The following is a 15,386-nucleotide window of genomic DNA, read 5'->3' on the forward strand; positions in this document are numbered from 1 at the left end:
TCGATCCGATCCATTTTAATGGAAACTCAGGCAATCCGACAACTGAATCCCCGCATTGTTCTCCATGCAGGCTCAATGAATAAGCAAATGAAACTAACCCTTTATCGTTTTGCAGGCTTATCCTGGAGACAGGTTATCGGTCATAGTGTAGGGTTGGTTGCGAATGTAATCATTATTTGTCTTATGGATAAGACGAAAAGTCTGAGAATGTACGGAGTGATATGACTAAAACCCCCGCACAACGAGAATATTTCCTTGATTCCATACGCGCCTGGTTGATGCTGCTTGGGATCCCATTTCATATTTCGCTGATCTACTCCAGCCATATGTGGCACGTAAACAGCGCCTACCCTTCATGGTGGCTAACGCTGTTCAATGACGCCATCCATGCGTTCCGTATGCAGGTGTTTTTTGTTATTTCCGGTTACTTTTCATACATGTTGTATTTGCGCTACCCGCTTAAGCGTTGGTGGAAGCTGCGTGTTGAGCGTGTCGGCATCCCAATGCTCACCGCGATCCCACTGCTGACGCTGCCGCAATTTATTATGTTGCAATATGTGAAAGATAAAACAGCCGAATGGCACACCCTATCGACTTATGACAAATTCAACACACTGTCATGGGAACTCATCTCCCATTTATGGTTTTTATTAGTCCTTGTAGTATTAACAACCGTCAGCATGGTGCTGTTTAAAAAACTTAAAAATAGCGCTAACCGGATGGCTGGCAATATTTCGCTGGCGAAACTGTCGCTTTGGTTCCTGCTGTTAGGTATCGCCTGGGCGGCGTTCCGTCGAATGGTGTTGATGATCTATCCGGATATATTGCGTGACGCGCTGTTTAATTTTGCGGTCATGCAGACGTTGTTCTACATTCCGTTCTTCATTCTCGGCGCGCTGATATTTATTAACTCGCGCCTGAAGTCACTCTTTACCACGCCTTCGCCGTGGTGCATGCTCGGCTCGGCGCTGGCCTTTGGTGCTTATTTGCTTAACCAGCGTTATGGCAGTGGCGAGGGCTGGATGTACGAAACCGAGGCGGTTATCACCATGCTGCTGGGCCTGTGGATGGTCAATGTGGTCTTTTCATTGGGCCACAAGATGCTGAACTTCCAGTCAGCGCGCGTCAGTTATTTCGTGAACGCATCCCTGTTTATCTATCTGGTTCACCATCCACTGACATTGCTATTTGGGGCGTGGATCACACCGCATATCCAGTCCAACCTCCTCGGTTTTCTTACCGGGCTGGTCTTCGTCATTGGCATTGCGGTGCTGCTGTATGAAATCCATCTGCGCATTCCGCTGCTACGCTTTCTTTTTTCCGGCAAGCCGCAGCACAACGACGCGAAGCGTCATGCTCACGCCAGATAACGTTTCCGGCTGCCCTGCCCGCAGAGCAGCCGCGCCTTATTGAATGTGCTGAGTCAGTAAGCGCTGATAAAGCTGCGTCATTTCGTCATCGAAACAAACAAAAATCACCTGCTGGAGTTGAGGCCGACGTATGAGGTGGGTAGCGACAGTATTAACGGCGATTTCCGCCGCCGCGGCTTTTGGGTAACCATACACGCCGGTACTGATCGCGGGAAAAGCAATGCTGGTGTAACTATTGGCTTCCGCCAGTTGAAGGCTATTGCGGTATGCATCCTCCAGCAAGCGCGCTTCATTCTCTTCTCCGCCACGCCATACCGGTCCAACCGTATGGATAACCGCTTTTGCCTTTAGATTTCCCGCCGCCGTAATCACCGCATGGCCAGGCGGACACTCTCCCTGCTGCTGTCGCACCTGTCGGCACGCATCGAGCAAAGCCGGCCCGGCGGCACGATGAATCGCGCCATCCACACCGCCGCCGCCAAGCAATGATGAGTTTGCTGCATTCACAATCACATCCACTTCAAACGTAGTGATATCCCCCTGAAGCACCTGCATACGTGGTTGCATTTTTGCCCCCTATCCGGCCAGTAACCCGTTAACACCGTTAAGTGTATCCGGAAATAGCAAGGGCAACATGTTCAAAATCATCAGTTATAGATGATGGTAACCACGGCGCGGGATCGCTGCGCATCGAGATAACGCATCTGGACTTGCGCAACTTGCGAAGAGAGTGATTGTCCGGTTACATCGGAGACCTGAATTTGCCGGGTCTGCATTTTATTGTTTTGCACACAGGAGAGCAGCAGATTTTGGTTCTGCGTGTGCGTTTCGCAGCCGCCTTCAACGATGGCACCACGAAAATGGATCTTCCCTCCCGCCAGCCGGGTTTCCGCACTGGCAAATGACATCATGCAAAAGCAGGCAACAGGGAACACGAACGCTTGAAACAGACGCATAAACACCTCGTAAGTCACTCATCCCTGACGGTTGAGCTTCGGCCTCTTGATAAGCTACATATCGGCACCATTAGCGCGTTCCTTAATTAAAATTAGCATTCAGATGGGGAATGTGTTTGTCGCTGATAGGATTATTAAAATTATTATTCGGCTGGCCACTGCTGGGCTAAATGGAGAGACTGACCATCGGACACCGTGACGATAATTTTGACGTTATCGTGCGGGGAAATATTCAAGCGAATACGCGACAGCGCCGTCGTTTGATTCGCCGGGAGCGTCATTGTGTTTCGTTGCCGGCTTTGGCTCACACCCGCAGCGCCTTCACGCTCGGTAATAATCTGCACCTGGCAAACACAATCCTGTGTAACCTGCACCAGCGGGGTAATGGTGTAATTGTCGCCATCGCGGGTGGTATCGAACGTGATCTGGCTGGATAACGCCGCCAGCAATAATAAGGTGTGCATAGCGCCTCCAGAAAAAACAGGGCCGCAGCCCTGTTTTTTCCTGCCGGGGGGATCAGTACTGATTCGCGGTAGCGTGGTTACCGTAACCAGTTTGCTGGACAGTAACACTTGAACCCGATGCAGTCTGGTTAACCAGTGCACCGTTAGCGACACCGTACTGGCTCACAGAAATATCAGAGTTGCGGCTATTCCACTGATCAATAGTGGCATTGTTTTGTGCCCCGTTCTGCACCAGATCGATAGAGCTGGCATCAGAACCCTGGCCCACGTCGGCGGCGTTAGCGGAACCATACTGATGAATGGTCAGGTCAGACTCACGTGCATCGCTTTGCAGAGCAAGGGCGGCGTTGGCGCTGCCATATTGATAAATGCTCAGTTCAGAATTTGGACCATTGCTGCCACCGCCATGACCGCCGCCATTACCATACTGCGGGACACTGCCTGCAAATGCGCCTGCTGAAACAACGATCGCTGCGAATGCTGCCACTTGGAAAAGTTTCATGGTAAACCCCCGTTGGATTGAGATTAAAGCCGCAACGCTTTCAACGTTGAATAACGCGAATAGCCATTTGCGACTGTCGTTGCACCACTACTGCCGTTTTTTGCGTACCGTACTGCGTGATATTTGCCCGGTTACCCGAGCCTTTCTGAATAATAACCGCGCTATTACCATAAGCCCCCTGCGTAATACTCGCATCGTTGGCGCTACCGGCCTGATCGATATAAGCAAGGTTATAACTTCCGGACTGGTTAATTTGCGCTGAATTGTTTCCGCCATTTTGAGAAATAACACCTAATAATTTCGACCCTCGTTGATCAATATGTGCATTATTACTCGCACCATGTTGCTCAATATTGGCTGATTGATTATAAGGCGCCTGGCTCAACTCATTAACCGCCATATTATATTCCGGGTTTGCCAGGTCATATCCGGCTGCTGTTACAAGGCACGGCATTCCTAGCAGGGTTAACATCATAAAGGCTATTTTGTTCTTCATGCTGTCACCGCCAAACTTATTTGTTAATACCTGGTTGCAAAACTGAGTATGCAGTGGATAAAAAGAAAATATCTCACCAGCAAGTTGGATTTTCATTAGTCATATCATTCTTAAGCATGAAGCATAATTATCACCTGCTTGCCGCAGCTTCAGTATCAGATGATTTTTCTTAAATAATTACCCCAATACTATAAGCGTCAATGCACAGGATACGTGGCAAAAGCAATACGCAAAATAAGGAGAACCTGAAGCCAACAAATGTCAGGTCCTTGTTCTTAATATAAATTATCGCGCAACGTTCTTTTGAAACTCGCTCTGCTTCAGCATTTGTATATCAACATACCCGAACATCAAAATAACATTTCAATATTTAATTTTACATTCTGTTACATCATTCACACTTGCTTTAAGGTTGGCAAGCGTTAGATTGAATTCGCAGCACTCATTACTTTGCATTATTTCTCCCTTGCACGGGCTGATCACTTATTCCTGAACACAGCATAGCGCATCCGACAGTACATCTGGTTTCCCCGGTGAATAACCGGGGGTTGAAGTTGATGAACAAAAAACAAATACGCGGGGTTTCATCATGTTTAGTGAAGTCCATAGTTCAGCTATTTCAGTTTTATTATTAATAACCAAACCCTCATTACAGGCAACAGCGCTTCTGCAGCATTTAAAATTTGCGCTCTCATTGCCCGGAAAGCTCCATAATATTCAACGACCTCGCGATGACATTCCCGCATTGAGCATTGTCTTATTCGACATGATTGATGCGGATAAAAAACTGATTCAGCAATGGCAGAATATCCTTTCGCAAAAGAGTGGTGATATTAAACTATTGCTGATGAATACCCCTCTTGATTACCCATTCCAGGATGTAGAAAACTGGCCGAATATTACGGGTGTATTTTACATATCAGAGGACAGAAGTCAGTTGGTCGACGGATTACAAGGTGTGCAGCGTGGCGAGTGCTATTTCTCACAAAAACTGGCGAGTTATCTCATCACGCATGCGGGTAATTATCGGTTCTACAGCACTGAATCTGCCCTGCTTACCCACCGCGAAAAAGAGATCCTTAATAAACTGCGCATCGGAGCGTCAAATATTGAAATAGCCCGTTCGCTGTTCATTAGTGAAAATACGGTAAAAACGCATCTTTATAATCTTTTCAGGAAGATAGCGGTAAAAAACCGCACGCAAGCCGTCTCCTGGGCTAACGATAACCTCAGGCGTTAATGCCATGAAACGTTATGGGTATCGTCTGGCAAGCGCCGCTTTACTGTTTGCCAGCGTAAACGTATCGGCTGTTGAAGTCGAAGTTCCCGGGCTGTTAGCCGATCACACGGTATCGTCTGTCGGACACGACTTTTATCGTGCATTTAGTGACAAATGGGAAAGTAACTGGAAAGGGAATTTAACCATTAATGAACGACCTAGCGCCCGTTGGGGAAGCTGGATAACGATAATCGTCAATCAGAGTGTCGTCTACCAGACTTTTCTTTTCCCGACGCACCGCGACTTTGAGAAAAATGTTGAAATCGCGTTGGCGCAAACCCAGCAAGCGATCGATCACCTGCAAATAAACCAGACGTTGCTTAGCGCTGGCGATATGGCAAGTGATGAATTCTAAAATACGTTAAATCTCCGGAGGCTATTATGCGTAGCATATTTACCCTGCTTGCGCTGTTGCTTATCGCGCCTGCATGCTGGGCGGGAACAATGACATTCCAGTTTCGTAATCCTAATTTCGGCGGGAATCCTAATAACGGTGCATTTTTATTAAATAGCGCCCAGGCACAAAATTCTTATACCGATCCCAGCTATAAAGATTACGGCGTGGAAACCACCTCCGCGCTGGATAATTTCACCCAGGCAATACAATCACAAATATTGGGCGGGTTACTGACCAATATTAATACCGGTAAACCGGGGCGAATGGTGACCAGTGATTTTATCGTGGATATTTCCAACAAAGACGGACAATTGCAATTAAACATCACCGACAGAAAAACCGGCAAGACATCTACGATTCAGGTGTCGGGCCTGCAAAGCGGTTCAACGGATTTTTAAGCCACTGTCTAACAGGACAACAACTATGTCGCGCCTATTCATTTTATTCGCCGTGTGTTTATTAAGTGGTTGCCTGACTGCGCCGCCAAAACAAGCCGCTAAGCCGACGCTGTTACCGCGGGCGCAAAGTTATCAGGATCTGACGCATCTGCCGCTGCCAAGCGGGAAGATTTTCGTCTCGGTGTATAACATCCAGGATGAAACCGGGCAATTTAAGCCCTACCCGGCAAGTAACTTTTCTACCGCTGTCCCGCAAAGCGCCACGGCAATGCTGGTTACGGCGCTGAAAGATTCACGCTGGTTTGTCCCGCTGGAGCGCCAGGGTTTGCAGAATTTGCTAAATGAACGAAAAATCATTCGCGCCGCACAAGAAAACGGGACGGTTGCCATTAACAATCGCGTTCCGCTTCCCTCACTGACTGCCGCGAATATCATGATTGAAGGGTCAATTATTGGCTACGAGAGCAATGTAAAATCCGGCGGCATTGGCGCACGGTATTTCGGCATCGGCGGAGACACACAATATCAGCTGGATCAAATCGCGGTGAATTTACGGGTGATAAATGTCACGACCGGGGAAATTCTCTCATCGGTCAACACCAGTAAAACCATTCTCTCCTACGAAGTACAGGCTGGGGTATTTCGCTTTATTGACTACCAGCGGCTACTGGAGGGAGAAATTGGTTATACCGCCAATGAACCGGTCATGCTCTGCCTGATGTCGGCGATTGAAACAGGGGTGATTTTGCTAATCAATGACGGGATTGATCGGGGACTGTGGGATTTGCAGCAAGGCGCCGATCGTCATAACCCCGTGCTGGCAAAATACCGCGAAATGGCGGTGCCGCCGGAGTCCTGAAAAAGCAAGGCGTGACTTTTGGTCACGCTTTCTCTTGCTCTTTAAGCAGCGGCTGCGCGCGGCGAGAAGCCAGCCACAGCCCGCTGTTTTTCATGGCATAGCCAAACACTAACCCCACCGCCAGCGACGGGATGACAAGCCGCCAGTCGCCCTGCCCGGCAAATGTCGCGCAGGCGCCAATAAACGTTCCAGGTACAAATGAGAGCAACACGTTTTTGGCCTGAATACACATTAAAAACGCCACCACACCGGTCATCAGATAACCCAGAATATTCAGATGCGGAGCCAGTGCTGCGCCATGAATAATGACCTGCGCCCAGGCCACGCCGCTCATCACCGTACAGGCGGAAATAAGCAGCCCTTTTACACCGCCCTGCGGGCAGGCGAAATAGGCGGTGCAGCCGAGAAAACCGGCCCAGCTTAATAAACCAAAAGAGACAGCCACCCAACCCCAGATGCCGGAGAGAATACCTGTCGTCATTGCGATAGAAAAGAGAATGTTCATGGCGCGCATCATAGCAGATGCGCGCTCCCGAGATGCGACTATGCGCACACTATTTGAAAACCACTAATCTCAGTTACATTTTAATTGTGATTAAAATCACAATTATTCTTCTGATTCTTCCTGCAACTCATCCCACATCGCGGCGATCGCATCGCGTGTCAGCGGCGCCATGGTGCGCCAGAACGGCGTTGTCGCATGGGCTTCAACTTTGCCAAAGAAAGTGCCACACCAGGGCAGCAGATAATCGGCGAATAAGGTTTCCTGAGCTTCGCTTTCATCTTCTGCGGCCTGATCTTCCAGCCATGAGGCCGCCAGCAACAACGTCCCGATGTGATCGGCTGGCGCATCGGTCAGCGGCATGCCGCGGCTGGACAAAAATGAACGCACTTCCGCTTCCGTCGCCCCTTCCACCCAGGCACTACGATAAGGCGAGACGCGGCACTCGTCGCCGACAAACAGCGCGTTGTAATCAGCCGCCAGAGCCTGCGCATCGCAGTTTTTCTGCAACCGTTCAAGCAGCGCATCCTGCTCCAGCGGCCAGCTTTCCGCCAGTTTCCCCTCACGGATCATGGTATAGAGCGGCACCAGCAGAGGATCTTGCGGCTGGCGGTAAAACAACGAGCCCAGTACACGGCAGAGGATTGAAAATTCGTTCATTCAGTTGTTCCAGTCAGTATTAAAGTTCTGCAAATTCGGTAATTGGCGGCATGCCACGGGATTCGAGAAAATCCAGCAGACGACGCGGCGAGACATTCAGAATACGGTCTTCCGGGAAATCGACGTCATCCAGCACCTTGCGACACTCACTGAAATCGCCAAGCGTAAACGCGGTGTGGGAATCCGATCCCAGCGCCACCCAACCGCCGGCATCACGCACTGCGGCAGCCACGGCGCGGCAATTCGCCTCGCTGCCTTTGCGCGAATGGATAAACGACGAATTGTTAATTTCAAGCGCGACGCCATATTTCGCGGCGGCGGCGGCAACGGCCGGAATATCAATGTCAAATTTCGGGTTACCAGGGTGGCTAATAATATGGACGTTGCCGCTGGCGATAGTCGCCATCATCGCCTCCGTGTGGGTGGCTTTATCCTGCGGCGGAAACACCGGCTCATGGAAACCGGCGATGATCAGATCCAGCGACGTCAACATCGGTCCGGTGCAGTCGATTTCACCGTTGATGTTTTTAATATTGGCTTCAATACCGCGCAAAATGCCCACGCCATCGACCATCCGTGGCCAGATGCGCATATTCACGAAATGCCAGTAGTGCGGCGCATCCGCCATATCCGGCCCGTGGTCGGTAATGGCAAAGAGCTTGATCCCTTTGCGTTTTGCCTCGGCAATATAATCGTGAAGCGTACTGTAAGCGTGGGTGCTGGCGACGGTATGCATATGCAGGTCAACGGGATACATGACTCACTCCTGTAGTTATTTCTGCAAAGGATAGCAGTTATCGTTCGCGAGTTTAATGACAAAACCCGGCTATGCCGGGCGTCTGTCAGTAACCACGCGCTCTGTCTACCCGTCCGCTGACCGCTTCACCACGCTCAATACGTTGAATAGCCTGCGCAATAAAAGCCACGGCTTCACTGCGACGTGTCGTCGCCGCCATGTGCGGCGTCATCGCCACGCGGGGATGCGTCCACAGCGGATTATCGGACGGGAGCGGCTCCTGGCTAAAAACATCGAGCATGGCGCCTTTCAGCTTTCCGCTCTCCAGCGCAGCGAGCAAATCCCCCTCGACAACATGCACGCCGCGCGCAAGGTTTATCACATAACTGTTATCAGCGAGTTGGTTGAGCAACGCACGATTAATGATACCTGTCGTTTCCGGGGTGTTCGGCAGCAGATTGATCAGCACCCGTGTGCCATGCAGAAAGGCTGGCAACTCCTCGCCACCCGCAAAGCTGGTCACGCCGGGTATGTTTTTACGGCTGCGGCTCCAGCTACGCAGCGGGAACCCCCACTGGCGCAGACTTTCAGCCACTTTCGTACCGAGCACGCCCGCACCGAGGACGCCAATGGTGAAGTCTTCACGTTCGTATTCCTCCAGCGGTTGCCATTTCGCCTGCTGTTTCAGCGCCTGGTAATCATCAAAACGTCTGAACCAGTGCAACACCTGGCTCACGGCATACTCCTGCATTTGCAGTCCCATACCGGTGTCCTCCAGGCGAAACAGCGGAATAGACTCGGGAAGCATCTCAGGATGGGCGTGCAACTGGCTAAGAATCGAATCAACGCCTGCCCCCAATGCAAAAACGGCTTTTAACTGTCGGCCTTTGAGCATCTCAACCGGCGGATGCCAGACCAGCGCGTAATCAGCGTGGGCATTATCGCCCGGCGTCCACGCGCGGATATTTGCCTGCGGCAGCGCCTGGCGCAATGCGCGGATCCAGTCATTGTTATTGAATGAGGGGTGATAAAAGATAATGTCCATATCAACTCCAGAATCTGATGTGATGTATCCGGTTCTTTTCCGGAACAATTATGCTTTTTCGCTAAGGCCGCTCAGCATAACAAATTTCTTCCGTACCACGCGGAGAAAGTACCGTGACGAGAAAAAAAGCGATTTCAGAACGTTTAAGAAGCAGGTTGTTTGAAGTTTGTCTAAACGCGCTAATTTATTAAAAAAGAGGATTGACGACCTCCGGGGTTTTCCCTACATTAGCGCCCGTCCCGTCAATATCGGGAAGACAATGTGGTGAGGTGTCCGAGTGGCTGAAGGAGCACGCCTGGAAAGTGTGTATACGGCAACGTATCGGGGGTTCGAATCCCCCCCTCACCGCCATCATTCAAAGAAGAGCCCGCATGCAAATGCGGGCTTTTTTTTCGCATATCGCACGCCGCCGGGGGGGGTGAGAAGCCCCGACCGGGGGTCGACAACTGGCGCAGCCAGTTGGACAGATGACGAGCCCGCGAGGAATCTGCCCGTAGGGTGAGCGAAGCGAATCAATCCCCCCCTCACCGCCATCATTCAAAAAAGAGCCCGCATGCAAATGCGGGCTCTTCTTTCGCATATCGCACGCCGCCGGGGGGGGTGAGAAGCCCCGACCGGGGGTCGACAACTGGCGCAGCCAGTTGGACAGATGACGAGCCCGCGAGGAATCTGCCCGTAGGGTGAGCGAAGCGAATCAATCCCCCCTCACCGCCATCATTCAAAAAAGAGCTCGCATGTAAATGCGGGCTTTTTTTTTCGCATATCGCACTCCCGCAGGGGGGATGAGAAGCCCCGACCGGGGTTCGACAACTGGCGCAGCCAGTTGGACAGATGACGAGCCCGCGAGGAATCTGCCCGTAGGGTGAGCGAAGCGAATCAATCCCCCCTCACCGCCATCATTCAAAGAAGAGCTCGCATGCAAATGCGGGCTTTTTTTTCGCATATCGCACTCCCGCAGGGGGGATGAGAAGCCCCGACCGGGGTTCGACAACTGGCGCAGCCAGTTGGACAGATGACGAGCCAGCGAGGAATCTGCCCGTAGGGTGAGCGAAGCGAATCAATCCCCCCCTCACCGCCATCATTCAAAGAAGAGCTCGCATGTAAATGCGGGCTTTTTTTTCGCATATCGCACTCCCGCAGGGGGGGATGAGAAGCCCCGACCGGGGGTCGACAACTGGCGCAGCCAGTTGGACAGACCATGAACGCAGTGAGTGGGCTGCCCGCACAACCATGCCGGGAGCATTTGAGAACAACCGCTCGTCCATTCTCATCGCTAGCAAATGGTCATTTGCTGTCCACAAGCCCTCTTTCGTTAAAGGCATCATATTTCAGGATTTCTGCCGTCATCCGTTCCTGCCATCGAGTGATAAATGCCCGGGTGTGAGGAGCGGCAAGATGCGCGGTCAGCGCATCCTGATCTTGCCAGCGTTCCGATATGAGCACGCTTCCGGCAAGATGATCTTCTACTGCCACGTCATACGAGAGGTTTCCTGCACGTTTACGCACGGTTTGCGCGAGTACATTCATGTCGGCCATAAAGTGTGGTAAATCAGAGGGTTTAATATTCACATAACCGCAAATGATGAGCATAGCGTTGCCTTGTATCTGTCATCCCCGATCGCTCTGCCTGGCCGTCCGGGGACATGATTATCAAACGTTAGTCAGTACAATTTTGCCCTGAATATTGCCCATTGCTGCGCGCTGATGGGCCGCAGATGCCAGTGCTAACGGATAAGTGCTATCAATCACCACCCGGACAACACCCTCTTCCAGAAGACGGCCTGCTTGCGATAATTGCGCACCGCTGGAGCGCACTTGCGTCGATGACACCATCACCTCTTTTTGCGCGGCTTCAGAATGTGCGGAAAAGCCCAACGGATTAACCAGAAAGAGTGCGCCGCCAGGTCTGATACAGCGCAGAAAGCGCGCCACATTAGCGCCCCCTACCGCATCGAAAACGAGATCAACGTTTTTTACTGCGCGCTCAGCAGCGATTTTGGTGTAGTCGATAAACTCATCAGCCCCCAGTTCGCGTAACAGCGCTTCATTGCGGGAAGAAGCCACGGCAATGACCCGCGCACCTTGCCAGCGGGCAAGCTGAACGGCAAGGTGTCCCACGCCACCACCAGCACCGTTAACCAGCACCGTTCGCCCTTTTAATGGAACGGCTTTATGTGGAAAAGACTGGAAAGGATTCGGTGCGTCATGCCCTGTTTCGATAAGAAACTGCCAGGCCGTGAGCAGTGACATCGGGGCACCCGCAGCCTGAACATGCCCGATTCCGCGAGGTTTCAGCGCCAGTTGCGACGAAGGTACGCTTACATATTCTGCATAAGCCCCACTGCCCTCCATCACCTTTTCAGGAAAACGCACCATCGAATAGACCTCATCTCCGATGCTAAACCCGGTAACGTGTTTACCGACCGCTGCGACAACACCTGATATGTCAGTTCCTAAAATGAGCGGAAAAGTGGGTTCGGGCCACCATTCAGGCGGAAGTGCCCGATACCCGTCACGCAGATACCAGTCTGGCGGGTTAAGGCTGGCGGCTTGCACATGCACAAGAACCTCGTCGTTTCCCACTTTGGGCCGGGGCACTTCTTCATAAAGCAGGTTATCTGGCCCACCAAACGCATGTAGCTGTACAGCTTTCATCATCTCAGTCATCACCGTCTCACGCTAAAAAACACTCAGGTAACAGAGCATACGGCTAATATTCAGGATTGATAATGTGGCTCCATTTCGCTTTAATTGTGCCATGAAGGAACAAATAGGTTTGGAAAGACTCACGGGTCTCATCGCATTCGCTCGCGCCGGCGCTCTGGGCAGTTATAGCGCCGCTGCCCGCTCGCTCTCCGTTTCCCCTTCCGCAATCAGTAAAAGTATCCAACGGCTGGAAAAGCATCTCGGCGTCACGTTATTCACCCGAACGACACGCTCGCTCGTGCTAACGGCCGAAGGCCGCGAACTGCACGAACGCGCGTTGCGATTGCTACGGGATGCCGAAGAGATCGAGCAGGTAGCCAAACGCAGCCGCGCGGAACCAGCAGGTACGTTACGTATTGCGGCATCGTTACCGGTGGGCATTCATATGATCGCCCCTGTACTTGCGCAATTTTGCGCGCTTCACCCAAAAGTGACGATCGATTTACGGTTAAACGATCTGGTGGTAAGCATCGTTGATGAGCATATTGATATTGCCTTTCGAATTGGCGATCTTGCAGATTCAAACCTGCTGGCGCGTCGCCTCCCGCCGTATCAGATAGGGTGTTATGCCTCGCCTGAATATGTAGCCCGTTGCACGCCGCCGAAACATCCCGATGACTTAATCGGGCACCAAACGATTAATCTGCGTTACCAGAACACGGGGCAACTTTTTCGCTGGCCGTTCCGTGTCGGAGAACGGGAGATTGAAATTGTGCCTTCATCAACGGTGATTGTTGATGCCAGCGAAGCCGCGATAGCCGCAATGACCGCCGGGGCCGGAATAGGCATGGCGTCCAATTTTATGGTGGCATCCCTGGTCAGGGATAAAAAGTTGGTTCCCGTACTCGCGGATTTTACGGTGGAGCGGCGTAATATTTCGGCTGTCTGGCACGAAAGCCGCCGTTCAAATCCGGCGGTACGTGCTTTTCTGGATCATATGCTTATACATTTTTAACAGGCTCTCTGCGGCATTAAACAACGCGGCATGATCACCGGTATGCGCTTTGGCCTCAGGGTCGACATGGCTCAGGACAGAACCCATGCCAGCCTGGTTTCGCGGCTGCAGGGCGCAATAATTCGCAATGATGAAAAACGGTGCTCACGCTCAGCGACAGCGCAATTGAAAATTTACGATCCCGCTAATTGTGCAGCCCGCCATGATGATAACGCCGCGCCAGCGGCATTTTTTTCGCCCGCCCTTCACTTCCCGCACCACCATTAGTCTTTTTTAGCGCCAACTAACACTATGTTTATATGCCGTTTATGACCTCAGCTTATAGTGCGACTGCACCAGACCTGAAGGGAAGCTGCGGCTTGATAACAGCGTCAAATCTATATCCCCGGTCAGGGAGCCAAACAACGGTTTTCCCGAGCCGAGCAGAACAGGAACGGTAGTGATAACGATATCGGCGACCAGACCTTCACGCAGGAACGACTGTATTACCTGCCCGCCATCGATATAGACGCGACGCGCGTTCTGCGCCGCCAGGTCAGTAAGCACCTCCCCTGGCGTGCGACATGAGAACTGCACTTTGCCCTTCAGTTTCTCGGGCACGGGGGTATCGGTTAGCTGTCGGGAGAGCACCAGCACGGGTCGATCATAGGGCCATTCGTCAAAGGTCAGTACCTTCTCATAACTGCCTCGCCCCATAACGATCCAATCTTTGTCCACGATGAACGCCGCATAGCCATGATCTTCTGTCGGGTCATCGCGCTGCAACAGCCACTCGATATCGCCATCCTGTCGGGCGATATAACCATCAAGACTGACGGCAATAAAAACATGTGTGGTGACCATCAACTGCTCCGTATTCAGATTACCTTTCTCGTAGTTTAGAGAGGTTAGCGATAGTGACATGCTCGCTGTGGAAAAACGTAGCATGAAGGTAGCAACATTGCCTTTATGGATTAAGGCAAAAAATCGCGTGGTGTTGAATCCAGGATGGCGCGAAAATCGGTGATCTGCTCCCCATAAAGTAACCTTTCACAAAGTTATTAGCATCCATTTCTGGTACAAAGCAGCCAAGCAAGTCGCGCTGAAAATCCGCTAACGTGAAAAAAGATCCCTGTGATTAAACAAGCGGCATCTCCGATCGTTACCTCAGACACAACTTTCAGCATACCTGCCTGGGGTGATACCAAATTGAGCCTTAAAATTCCTGTTGAGGTGGCTTTGATCGAAAAAACCAACGCGATGCGCAACCATCGTGGCTTTGACGCCTTCTGAGAGCAATTTTTTAGCCCGATTAAGCCGGATCTGGTTTAAATATTTGTGCACCGACATCCCGGTACTGGCACGGAATAGGCGCATAAAATAGAACTCGCTCATCTCAGCGGCATCTGCGATATCTTTGATATTAATATTCTGGTCGTAGAGGTCATGAATATATTCCAGGGCCCGACTCACATCCGCTCGCTGATAAGCGGGAGTGGAATTTTTTGTCGTCAAAATTCCATATCGGGAAATGAACGCGCTTAAAACGCCGTATAAGGCACACTCTTTTTCCAGCGTATCGGGACAAGAACGAAGAGTCGCAGAGGCGGCGATGAGCGTATTTGCCAGGGCGATGTCCTGATGGATATTTTGGCAACCAAAATTCAGTGATTTGTTTCCAGCGTCAGGCTCATAGGCGATATCGAGAAGTAACTGTTCTGATGGATACAGGGCACAATAATCCCATCCCATTTCACGCTCCACAGCCTCCCCCGTATGGACTTCTCCCGGGTGTATTACCATTATCGACCCGGCCGTAGCTATGCCCGTTCTGCGACATACGCTATTTCGTTGAGCCCCCCGGGAAAACGCGGCGATGACAAACTCTTCATGAAAGTGTGCCGGGTAGCTGTGCTCATAACAGGATGCCAGCAGGAATTCGGTTCCATTAAACAGCCCAGAGTCTTTCCATAACACGATGTTTTCCTTGTTGTTATCCATTGGCACCCTCATTTTTCGCGCAGATAAGATGTGTGAAGTACAGAGCAGCTTTTTCCTATCGCGAAGCAGCCGTATTCCTAG

At 51.3% G+C, this 15,386-nt stretch carries 19 protein-coding genes, 1 tRNA gene and 1 other RNA gene; 8 read left to right on the forward strand and 13 right to left on the reverse strand.

Features of this window, described 5'->3' with window-relative positions; all coding sequences use genetic code 11:
- Positions 1–221: 221 nt before the first annotated feature.
- Positions 222–1,370 carry a glucans biosynthesis protein MdoC gene (mdoC, locus tag BN2591_RS05875; protein WP_086869783.1) on the forward strand — a complete coding sequence of 383 codons (1,149 nt, stop codon included), beginning with the start codon at positions 222–224 and terminating at the stop codon, positions 1,368–1,370.
- Between the two features lie 36 nt (positions 1,371–1,406).
- On the opposite strand, the gene ymdB is transcribed toward mdoC, so the two are convergent.
- The 5 genes from ymdB to csgB all read right to left on the reverse strand — a co-directional run bounded on the left by ymdB (position 1,407) and on the right by csgB (position 3,788).
- Positions 1,407–1,937 (reverse strand): O-acetyl-ADP-ribose deacetylase, encoded by a 531-nt coding sequence (ymdB, locus tag BN2591_RS05880; protein ID WP_086869785.1) that lies wholly within the window; start codon positions 1,935–1,937, stop codon positions 1,407–1,409.
- 80 nt (positions 1,938–2,017) lie between these two features.
- On the reverse strand, positions 2,018–2,326 hold the full coding sequence (locus BN2591_RS05885) for a fimbrial protein (protein ID WP_086869787.1): 309 nt from the start codon (positions 2,324–2,326) through the stop codon (positions 2,018–2,020).
- A 143-nt stretch (positions 2,327–2,469) separates the two neighbouring features.
- A complete protein-coding gene (gene csgC / locus BN2591_RS05890; RefSeq protein ID WP_086869789.1) occupies positions 2,470–2,790 on the reverse strand; it encodes a curli assembly chaperone CsgC in 321 nt (106 codons plus the stop codon).
- Between the two features lie 52 nt (positions 2,791–2,842).
- Positions 2,843–3,292: a curli major subunit CsgA gene (gene csgA, locus BN2591_RS05895; protein WP_086869791.1), complete on the reverse strand. Its 450-nt coding sequence runs from the start codon at positions 3,290–3,292 to the stop codon at positions 2,843–2,845.
- 40 nt (positions 3,293–3,332) lie between these two features.
- Complete coding sequence (gene csgB, locus BN2591_RS05900; protein WP_167372800.1) at positions 3,333–3,788, reverse strand: curli minor subunit CsgB; 456 nt, start codon at positions 3,786–3,788, stop codon at positions 3,333–3,335.
- A gap of 589 nt (positions 3,789–4,377) precedes the next feature.
- Between csgB and csgD the strand changes: the two genes are divergently transcribed.
- From csgD to csgG, 4 genes are read left to right on the forward strand one after another with little or no spacing between them, the layout of a single operon-like run.
- A complete protein-coding gene (gene csgD / locus BN2591_RS05905) occupies positions 4,378–5,028 on the forward strand; it encodes a biofilm master transcriptional regulator CsgD (RefSeq protein ID WP_086869794.1) in 651 nt (216 codons plus the stop codon).
- Between the two features lie 4 nt (positions 5,029–5,032).
- Positions 5,033–5,422 (forward strand): curli production assembly/transport protein CsgE, encoded by a 390-nt coding sequence (csgE, locus tag BN2591_RS05910; RefSeq protein WP_086869796.1) that lies wholly within the window; start codon positions 5,033–5,035, stop codon positions 5,420–5,422.
- 26 nt (positions 5,423–5,448) lie between these two features.
- On the forward strand, positions 5,449–5,862 hold the full coding sequence (gene csgF / locus BN2591_RS05915) for a curli production assembly/transport protein CsgF (protein WP_086869798.1): 414 nt from the start codon (positions 5,449–5,451) through the stop codon (positions 5,860–5,862).
- A gap of 25 nt (positions 5,863–5,887) precedes the next feature.
- Positions 5,888–6,721, forward strand: coding sequence for a curli production assembly/transport protein CsgG (csgG, locus tag BN2591_RS05920; protein WP_086869801.1), 834 nt, complete (start codon positions 5,888–5,890; stop codon positions 6,719–6,721).
- A 22-nt stretch (positions 6,722–6,743) separates the two neighbouring features.
- Here csgG and BN2591_RS05925 read toward each other — a convergent pair whose 3' ends face one another.
- The 4 genes from BN2591_RS05925 to ghrA form a co-directional block, all read right to left on the reverse strand.
- A complete protein-coding gene (locus BN2591_RS05925) occupies positions 6,744–7,226 on the reverse strand; it encodes a DUF1097 domain-containing protein (protein ID WP_208616135.1) in 483 nt (160 codons plus the stop codon).
- Positions 7,227–7,328: 102 nt separating this feature from the next.
- Positions 7,329–7,883 carry a TorD/DmsD family molecular chaperone gene (locus tag BN2591_RS05930; RefSeq protein WP_086869805.1) on the reverse strand — a complete coding sequence of 185 codons (555 nt, stop codon included), beginning with the start codon at positions 7,881–7,883 and terminating at the stop codon, positions 7,329–7,331.
- Positions 7,884–7,902: 19 nt separating this feature from the next.
- Complete coding sequence (locus BN2591_RS05935; RefSeq protein ID WP_086869807.1) at positions 7,903–8,640, reverse strand: phosphatase; 738 nt, start codon at positions 8,638–8,640, stop codon at positions 7,903–7,905.
- 85 nt (positions 8,641–8,725) lie between these two features.
- Entirely contained in the window at positions 8,726–9,664 is a 939-nt protein-coding gene (gene ghrA / locus BN2591_RS05940; RefSeq protein ID WP_086869808.1) for a glyoxylate/hydroxypyruvate reductase GhrA, read from the reverse strand.
- Positions 9,665–9,927: 263 nt separating this feature from the next.
- On the opposite strand from ghrA, the gene BN2591_RS05945 reads away from it, so the two are divergent.
- A tRNA-Ser gene (locus tag BN2591_RS05945) sits at positions 9,928–10,015 on the forward strand.
- A 411-nt stretch (positions 10,016–10,426) separates the two neighbouring features.
- A non-coding RNA gene (locus BN2591_RS05950) (RtT sRNA) lies at positions 10,427–10,560 on the forward strand.
- A 388-nt stretch (positions 10,561–10,948) separates the two neighbouring features.
- Here BN2591_RS05950 and BN2591_RS05960 read toward each other — a convergent pair.
- Both BN2591_RS05960 and BN2591_RS05965 read right to left on the reverse strand, forming a co-directional pair.
- Positions 10,949–11,254, reverse strand: coding sequence for a putative quinol monooxygenase (locus BN2591_RS05960; RefSeq protein ID WP_086869810.1), 306 nt, complete (start codon positions 11,252–11,254; stop codon positions 10,949–10,951).
- A gap of 60 nt (positions 11,255–11,314) precedes the next feature.
- The gene (locus tag BN2591_RS05965; protein WP_162842154.1) at positions 11,315–12,331 is read right to left on the reverse strand and encodes an NADP-dependent oxidoreductase; all 1,017 of its coding nucleotides are present in this window, start codon (positions 12,329–12,331) and stop codon (positions 11,315–11,317) included.
- Between the two features lie 91 nt (positions 12,332–12,422).
- Here BN2591_RS05965 and BN2591_RS05970 point away from each other — a divergent pair, with 91 nt between their 5' ends.
- The gene (locus BN2591_RS05970) at positions 12,423–13,325 is read left to right on the forward strand and encodes a LysR family transcriptional regulator (RefSeq protein ID WP_086869813.1); all 903 of its coding nucleotides are present in this window, start codon (positions 12,423–12,425) and stop codon (positions 13,323–13,325) included.
- 306 nt (positions 13,326–13,631) lie between these two features.
- On the opposite strand, the gene BN2591_RS05975 is transcribed toward BN2591_RS05970, so the two are convergent.
- Both BN2591_RS05975 and BN2591_RS05980 read right to left on the reverse strand, forming a co-directional pair.
- Positions 13,632–14,168 carry a dihydrofolate reductase family protein gene (locus BN2591_RS05975; protein ID WP_086869815.1) on the reverse strand — a complete coding sequence of 179 codons (537 nt, stop codon included), beginning with the start codon at positions 14,166–14,168 and terminating at the stop codon, positions 13,632–13,634.
- 303 nt (positions 14,169–14,471) lie between these two features.
- Positions 14,472–15,305 (reverse strand): helix-turn-helix transcriptional regulator, encoded by an 834-nt coding sequence (locus tag BN2591_RS05980; RefSeq protein ID WP_086869817.1) that lies wholly within the window; start codon positions 15,303–15,305, stop codon positions 14,472–14,474.
- Positions 15,306–15,386: the final 81 nt, after the last annotated feature.

The sequence above is a fragment of the Kosakonia pseudosacchari genome (genome assembly GCF_900184035.1).
Taxonomy (GTDB): Bacteria; Pseudomonadota; Gammaproteobacteria; order Enterobacterales; family Enterobacteriaceae; genus Kosakonia; species Kosakonia pseudosacchari.

Excerpts from the sequence above, each read along its gene's own strand:
- BN2591_RS05960 (WP_086869810.1), bottom strand. The coding sequence starts at position 11,254 with ATGCTCATCATTTGCGGTTATGTGAATATTAAACCCTCTGATTTACCA.
- csgB (WP_167372800.1), bottom strand. The coding sequence starts at position 3,788 with ATGAAGAACAAAATAGCCTTTATGATGTTAACCCTGCTAGGAATGCCG.
- BN2591_RS05935 (WP_086869807.1), bottom strand. The coding sequence starts at position 8,640 with ATGTATCCCGTTGACCTGCATATGCATACCGTCGCCAGCACCCACGCT.
- BN2591_RS05980 (WP_086869817.1), bottom strand. The coding sequence starts at position 15,305 with ATGGATAACAACAAGGAAAACATCGTGTTATGGAAAGACTCTGGGCTG.
- BN2591_RS05970 (WP_086869813.1), top strand. The coding sequence starts at position 12,423 with ATGAAGGAACAAATAGGTTTGGAAAGACTCACGGGTCTCATCGCATTC.
- csgC (WP_086869789.1), bottom strand. The coding sequence starts at position 2,790 with ATGCACACCTTATTATTGCTGGCGGCGTTATCCAGCCAGATCACGTTC.
- ymdB (WP_086869785.1), bottom strand. The coding sequence starts at position 1,937 with ATGCAACCACGTATGCAGGTGCTTCAGGGGGATATCACTACGTTTGAA.
- csgD (WP_086869794.1), top strand. The coding sequence starts at position 4,378 with ATGTTTAGTGAAGTCCATAGTTCAGCTATTTCAGTTTTATTATTAATA.
- BN2591_RS05925 (WP_208616135.1), bottom strand. The coding sequence starts at position 7,226 with ATGAACATTCTCTTTTCTATCGCAATGACGACAGGTATTCTCTCCGGC.
- BN2591_RS05885 (WP_086869787.1), bottom strand. The coding sequence starts at position 2,326 with ATGCGTCTGTTTCAAGCGTTCGTGTTCCCTGTTGCCTGCTTTTGCATG.
- csgA (WP_086869791.1), bottom strand. The coding sequence starts at position 3,292 with ATGAAACTTTTCCAAGTGGCAGCATTCGCAGCGATCGTTGTTTCAGCA.
- BN2591_RS05930 (WP_086869805.1), bottom strand. The coding sequence starts at position 7,883 with ATGAACGAATTTTCAATCCTCTGCCGTGTACTGGGCTCGTTGTTTTAC.
- BN2591_RS05965 (WP_162842154.1), bottom strand. The coding sequence starts at position 12,331 with ATGACTGAGATGATGAAAGCTGTACAGCTACATGCGTTTGGTGGGCCA.
- csgF (WP_086869798.1), top strand. The coding sequence starts at position 5,449 with ATGCGTAGCATATTTACCCTGCTTGCGCTGTTGCTTATCGCGCCTGCA.
- BN2591_RS05975 (WP_086869815.1), bottom strand. The coding sequence starts at position 14,168 with ATGGTCACCACACATGTTTTTATTGCCGTCAGTCTTGATGGTTATATC.
- mdoC (WP_086869783.1), top strand. The coding sequence starts at position 222 with ATGACTAAAACCCCCGCACAACGAGAATATTTCCTTGATTCCATACGC.
- ghrA (WP_086869808.1), bottom strand. The coding sequence starts at position 9,664 with ATGGACATTATCTTTTATCACCCCTCATTCAATAACAATGACTGGATC.
- csgE (WP_086869796.1), top strand. The coding sequence starts at position 5,033 with ATGAAACGTTATGGGTATCGTCTGGCAAGCGCCGCTTTACTGTTTGCC.
- csgG (WP_086869801.1), top strand. The coding sequence starts at position 5,888 with ATGTCGCGCCTATTCATTTTATTCGCCGTGTGTTTATTAAGTGGTTGC.